The organism is Kitasatospora sp. NPDC043949, assembly GCF_056435365.1.
The window spans coordinates 32,608-37,366 of the sequence record NZ_JBWKEQ010000067.1 but is presented as its reverse complement, the minus strand read 5'-3'; the positions used below and the strand labels follow the sequence as shown (position 1 = coordinate 37,366).

Sequence of the window (4,759 nt, the reverse complement as noted above, 5' to 3'; positions counted from 1 at the left end):
CAGAGAGGTGCAGTGACTACAACGACCAGCCCCGACACACCCGACAAGCTCGACGACGACGACTACCCCGCCTACACCATGGGCCGCGCCGCCGAGATGACCTCCACCACCCCCGGCTTCCTACGCGCCCTCGGCGAACACCGCCTCATCACCCCCCTGCGCTCCGAAGGCGGCCACCGCCGCTACTCCCGCTACCAACTGCGCATCGCCATGCGCGCCCGCGACCTCGTCAACCAGGGCACCCCCATCGAAGCCGCCTGCCGCATCATCATCCTCGAAGACCAACTCGAAGAAGCCCTGCGCCTCAACGAACAACTCCGCCGCACCCAACACCGCCAGGAGCCCACCGCGGACACCTGACCGGACCGGCAACCCGGCCCACAGCTCCTTCCAGCCGTACTGCCGCCAGCCGCAGAGGCCGGACAGGGGGACGGCCTCGCGCTGCACGCTCTGGCCGTCGCCCCGTACGGCACCACCGCAGCGCGGCACAAGACGTGGCGGCTGGAGGGCGCGGCCGGGCTGGACCCCGCCAGCCAGGTACTCGGGATGGTCCGCTCGGAGAGGGCGCCGACACCGCCCGGGGCGCCGGCGCCTTCGGCTCGCCCGCTGCGCCCTTCGCCTCTGCGGCCGGGGCAGTCAGCGGTCCCACCCCGACACCCGGACCAGCCGTCACGGCACCCGCTCAAGGCTCAGCGGCTCCTTGGTGCGGGGACGTAGGGCGCCAAGCCAGGCGGCCACTTGGGCCTGGGGTGGTTCTCAGGAATCGGAGTAGCTGAGGTCCCCGACCGTCCAGCTGCTGACGTCCTCGATGGCGATGCGGTACATGCCGCCGGTGTGGGGCAGCCCGAAGTCGCCCTGCAGGATCTTCGCCCGGTGGAGATGCAGATGGGTGAGCTGTGCGGGCGGGCCGTCGGCGGGCGGGGCGAAGAGAGCGGCGAACGGTTTCAAGTGCTCCGAGGCCTGGAGGACCTCCGCCACCCGCTCCAACCACAGGGTCACCGGCGCGAGCCTGCCGGTGATCACGGCTCCGGGGACCACCACGGTCAGGGACATCTGATTGCTGTGCTCGGACTCGACCATCGCGGCGATGTCGACGAGCAGCCCGTCAGGGTTCGACATGCCCCCCAGAATAGGACACGGCCTCCGCGGCGCCCACGGGCCCGGGGCAGCGGCCATGGCGGCCACGGGCCTTGCGCCCGCTGCGCGGCCAGGAGCTACACGGCGGCGACCTGACGTGCCGATCGGCTGCGTCGCGGCGCGGGGCAGTTGGGAGCAGCCGTGAGCGTCTGGGCATCGCCCGGATCGTGCGGGCCGGCGGTGACGAGCAGGTCGGCTCCGAGGGCGGTGACGGTGAAGCCTGCGGAGCCGAGGACCTCCGCCAGGGCCAGCATCAGCGCGCCGCGGATGCCGCGGAACTCGGTGCGCCCGGCGGCGTCGGCGGGATGCGGGCAGCCGTGGAGGGTCGGTCCGATCAGGTCCTGGCCCGGGCTCCATCCCAGCACCAGGCCGATCCCTGGACGCTGCCGGGCGAAGAGCCCGGCCGCCTGGGACGGTGCCGGCTCGAACCCTCGGTGGGAGAGCACTGCGCAGACGGACTCAAACAGATGTTTGTCATCCATGCGCGGAGTTTATCGCCTGGCCAGCCCGCAGCCATTCGGCATTGATGTTTCGTCACATGCTTTTCCGGCCATGGCCGGTGAGGCTGCGGGGCCGGGGCGTCGGGTTCCCTCTCGGCCCGGCCGGGGTGCACGCCCCCTGGACGGCGTGCCGACGCGACGGGCCAGGGGCGTACCGCAGGGGTGCGCGGCGCACTCGGCGGAGAACCGCGTGCGTCTGGGTCAGAGTTTGAACATCGCGGTGTAGGGCTGGGTGATGCGTTCCCGCCGCGATCCGAAGTCGACGAGTACCGCGATGTCGCTGTCGTCTTCGACGCCGATGGCCCGGCCGAGGCCGTACGTGTCGTGGGTGACGCGGTCGCCGACGGCGAAGTGCTTGCGCGGTGCTTCGATCCGGGCCTTGAAGGGGCTGGTGGGCAGGACACGGCGGACTGCTGCAGATTTCGTCATTCCCTGCATTATGCGCCGAGAATCGCGGGAGCGGGACTTTTCGAAGCACTCAATTTCGGAGCTACGACAGGAATTTCGCGCAAGCCGTCCAGCGCGCCCCGGATGGCGCCGGTGGGCGTGGTGCGTCGCTTTCACGGGTCTGTCGCGGCCAGGGCAGGCGCTCCGCACCCGCGCGACTCGCCCTCCCCGGGAAGGTGAGCGGTCGGCACCGAAGGAGTGGGGGTGAGCACTCAACCAGACTGCTCTCCATGCATGTTGATGACCCCATCGCCTCGCGGCCGACAGCCCTGGGGGAAGGCTCCCGGAGAAGTGGGGGTGAAATATCCACCCGTGACGGGCCTGGGCCTGCTAGAGTCACTTTAGTTGCAGTAGTGGTTCCCATGAACTTTGTGTGCGCCTGCTGGTGTTTCGCAGGCGCCTTTTTGTTTCCCGGCTCTTCCCCGGGTGGGTGCTCATCGCGGCGACTCGAAGCGCGCGCTGTGCGTGCTTCGGACAGCCCCTTGAAGGAGATTTCTTTATGGCTAATGGCACTGTGAAGTGGTTCAACGCGGAAAAGGGCTTCGGCTTCATCGAGCAGGAGGGTGGCGGCCCGGACGTCTTCGCCCACTACTCGAACATCAACGCCAACGGCTTCCGTGAGCTGCTCGAGGGCCAGAAGGTCGAGTTCGACGTCACGCAGGGCCAGAAGGGCCCGCAGGCCGAGAACATTCGTCCGCTGTAGTTTTTCTGCCACGGCACCCGCCTGGTAGCGAGGGGCCCGCACCGCGTACATGATGCCCGGTGCGGGCCCCTCGGCATTGCGCCACGACGCACATCCCCGGCCGTTTCTGGCCCCCTGGCTCCGCCACCGGCGGCCATCCCCACGCGAGACGCCCAGCGCCGCGTCCGGATCGGCGCCCTGCCGTGACAGCTCACGGTTCGAGGTCGTTCGCTCCCGCCTTCCGCGGTGAGCGCCGACCGTAGGTGACGTGCCGCACGGTTTCACCGTCCACGCCCCGCGCTCCACACTTTCGGCCCGTTCCTTGCGACCTCCTGCCGGTGCCTCGCGCTGCGGAACTTCCTCGCGACGTGCCGCCCCAGGAAGGTCTCACATGAACCGCTCCAGTCGCTCCCCGTACCAGAACGCCAACTCCCGCTCCTCGTCCTCCTCCCGCTCCGGCGGCAGCTCCTTCTACGGCGACCGGCCCGCCCGCGGCCGTAGCGCCCGCCAGGGTTCTTCTCCGCAGGGCGAGTTCGCGATGCCGGTGAGCACCACCCCTGCGCTGCCGCCCGTCGAAGCGTTCGAGGAGCTGGACATGCCGAAGGCGCTGCTGTCGGTGCTGACCCGCCAGGGTGTCACCTCGCCGTTCCCGATCCAGGCCGCGACGCTGCCGAACTCGCTGGCCGGCCGCGACGTGCTGGGCCGGGGCCGCACCGGTTCGGGCAAGACCATCGCGTTCGGCCTCGCCGTGCTGGCCCGCACCGCCGGGCGGCGCGCCGAACCGCGCCGCCCGCTGGCCCTCGTCCTGGTCCCCACCCGCGAGCTCGCACAGCAGGTCACCGACGCCCTCACCCCCTACGCCCACTCGGTGCGCCTGCGGATGGCCACGGTGGTGGGCGGGATGTCGATCGGCCGCCAGGCCCACGCCCTGAACCAGGGGGCCGAGGTCGTGGTGGCCACCCCCGGCCGACTCAAGGACCTGATCCAGCGCGGCGACTGCCAGCTGGACGGCGTCGGCATCACCGTCCTCGACGAGGCCGACCAGATGGCCGACATGGGCTTCCTGCCGCAGGTCACCGAGCTCCTCGGCCAGGTCGCCGAAGGCGGCCAGACGATGCTGTTCTCCGCCACCCTGGACCGCAACGTCGATCGCCTGGTGCGGCGCTTCCTCAAGGACCCGGTCACCCACTCGGTCGACCCGTCCGCGGGAGCGGTCAGCACCATGGAGCACCACGTCCTGCACGTGCAGAACTTCGACAAGAACGCCACCATCGCCCACATCGCCTCCCGCGACGGCGGAGTGATCATGTTCATCGACACCAAGCACGGCGCGGACCGCCTGGTGGACGACCTGCTAGCCAACGGCGTGAAGGCCGCGGCCCTGCACGGCGGCAAGTCCCAGCCGCAGCGCACCCGCACCCTGGAACAGTTCCGCACCGGCCAGGTCACCGCGCTGATCGCCACCAACGTCGCCGCCCGGGGTATCCACATCGACGGCCTCGACCTCGTCGTCAACCTGGACCCGCCGAGCGACCACAAGGACTACCTCCACCGGGGCGGCCGCACCGCCCGGGCCGGCGAGTCCGGCACCGTCGTCACGCTCGTCCTGCCCGGCCAGCGCCGCGAGATGGCCGGTCTGATGACCGCCGCCGCCATCACCCCCGTCACCACCCGCGTCAGCGCCGGCGACGAGGACCTGGCCCGCATCACCGGCGCCCGCGTGCCCACCGGCATCCCCACCGTGGTCGCCGCCCCCGTCGTCGAACGCCCGCGCCGCAGCACCTCCACGAGCCGCAACCGCCGCAGCCGCCCCGCCCGCGCGGCCGGTGACACCCGCGCGAGCGTCACGGGCCGCGACAACCAGGCCGCCGCCGGCCGCCGCCGGGCACCGAGGCGCGTCGCCCTCGCTGCCTAGTAGGCAGGTGTGGGGGGGGGGGGAGGACATACTGTTCGAAAAACACCACCCCCACGCACGAAATAAAGGGTCCGAATC

Annotated in this window: 6 protein-coding genes; 3 read left to right on the top strand and 3 right to left on the bottom strand. The window is 70.7% G+C overall.

Translation table 11 applies throughout. From position 1 onward, the window contains the following. Positions 1-78: 78 nt before the first annotated feature. Entirely contained in the window at positions 79-360 is a 282-nt protein-coding gene (locus AC07AL_RS34655) for a helix-turn-helix domain-containing protein (RefSeq protein ID WP_363633280.1), read from the top strand. Between the two features lie 396 nt (positions 361-756). Here the strand turns inward: AC07AL_RS34655 and AC07AL_RS34650 are convergent, their stop codons facing one another. The 3 genes from AC07AL_RS34650 to AC07AL_RS34640 all read right to left on the bottom strand — a co-directional run bounded on the left by AC07AL_RS34650 (position 757) and on the right by AC07AL_RS34640 (position 2,066). Further along, a complete protein-coding gene (locus AC07AL_RS34650; RefSeq protein WP_363588170.1) occupies positions 757-1,119 on the bottom strand; it encodes a hypothetical protein in 363 nt (120 codons plus the stop codon). A 95-nt stretch (positions 1,120-1,214) separates the two neighbouring features. Continuing rightward, positions 1,215-1,619 (bottom strand): hypothetical protein, encoded by a 405-nt coding sequence (locus AC07AL_RS34645; protein ID WP_363588172.1) that lies wholly within the window; start codon positions 1,617-1,619, stop codon positions 1,215-1,217. 219 nt (positions 1,620-1,838) lie between these two features. Continuing rightward, on the bottom strand, positions 1,839-2,066 hold the full coding sequence (locus tag AC07AL_RS34640; RefSeq protein WP_363588174.1) for a hypothetical protein: 228 nt from the start codon (positions 2,064-2,066) through the stop codon (positions 1,839-1,841). Positions 2,067-2,583: 517 nt separating this feature from the next. Between AC07AL_RS34640 and AC07AL_RS34635 the strand changes: the two genes are divergently transcribed. Further along, complete coding sequence (locus AC07AL_RS34635) at positions 2,584-2,787, top strand: cold-shock protein (RefSeq protein ID WP_030918248.1); 204 nt, start codon at positions 2,584-2,586, stop codon at positions 2,785-2,787. A 370-nt stretch (positions 2,788-3,157) separates the two neighbouring features. Continuing rightward, positions 3,158-4,681, top strand: a complete 1,524-nt coding sequence (locus tag AC07AL_RS34630; protein ID WP_478319323.1) for a DEAD/DEAH box helicase — start codon at positions 3,158-3,160, stop codon at positions 4,679-4,681. The last annotated feature ends 78 nt before the right edge of the window (positions 4,682-4,759 follow it).

Excerpts from the sequence above, each read along its gene's own strand:
- AC07AL_RS34635 (WP_030918248.1), top strand. The coding sequence starts at position 2,584 with ATGGCTAATGGCACTGTGAAGTGGTTCAACGCGGAAAAGGGCTTCGGC.
- AC07AL_RS34640 (WP_363588174.1), bottom strand. The coding sequence starts at position 2,066 with ATGACGAAATCTGCAGCAGTCCGCCGTGTCCTGCCCACCAGCCCCTTC.
- AC07AL_RS34655 (WP_363633280.1), top strand. The coding sequence starts at position 79 with ATGGGCCGCGCCGCCGAGATGACCTCCACCACCCCCGGCTTCCTACGC.
- AC07AL_RS34650 (WP_363588170.1), bottom strand. The coding sequence starts at position 1,119 with ATGTCGAACCCTGACGGGCTGCTCGTCGACATCGCCGCGATGGTCGAG.
- AC07AL_RS34645 (WP_363588172.1), bottom strand. The coding sequence starts at position 1,619 with ATGGATGACAAACATCTGTTTGAGTCCGTCTGCGCAGTGCTCTCCCAC.
- AC07AL_RS34630 (WP_478319323.1), top strand. The coding sequence starts at position 3,158 with ATGAACCGCTCCAGTCGCTCCCCGTACCAGAACGCCAACTCCCGCTCC.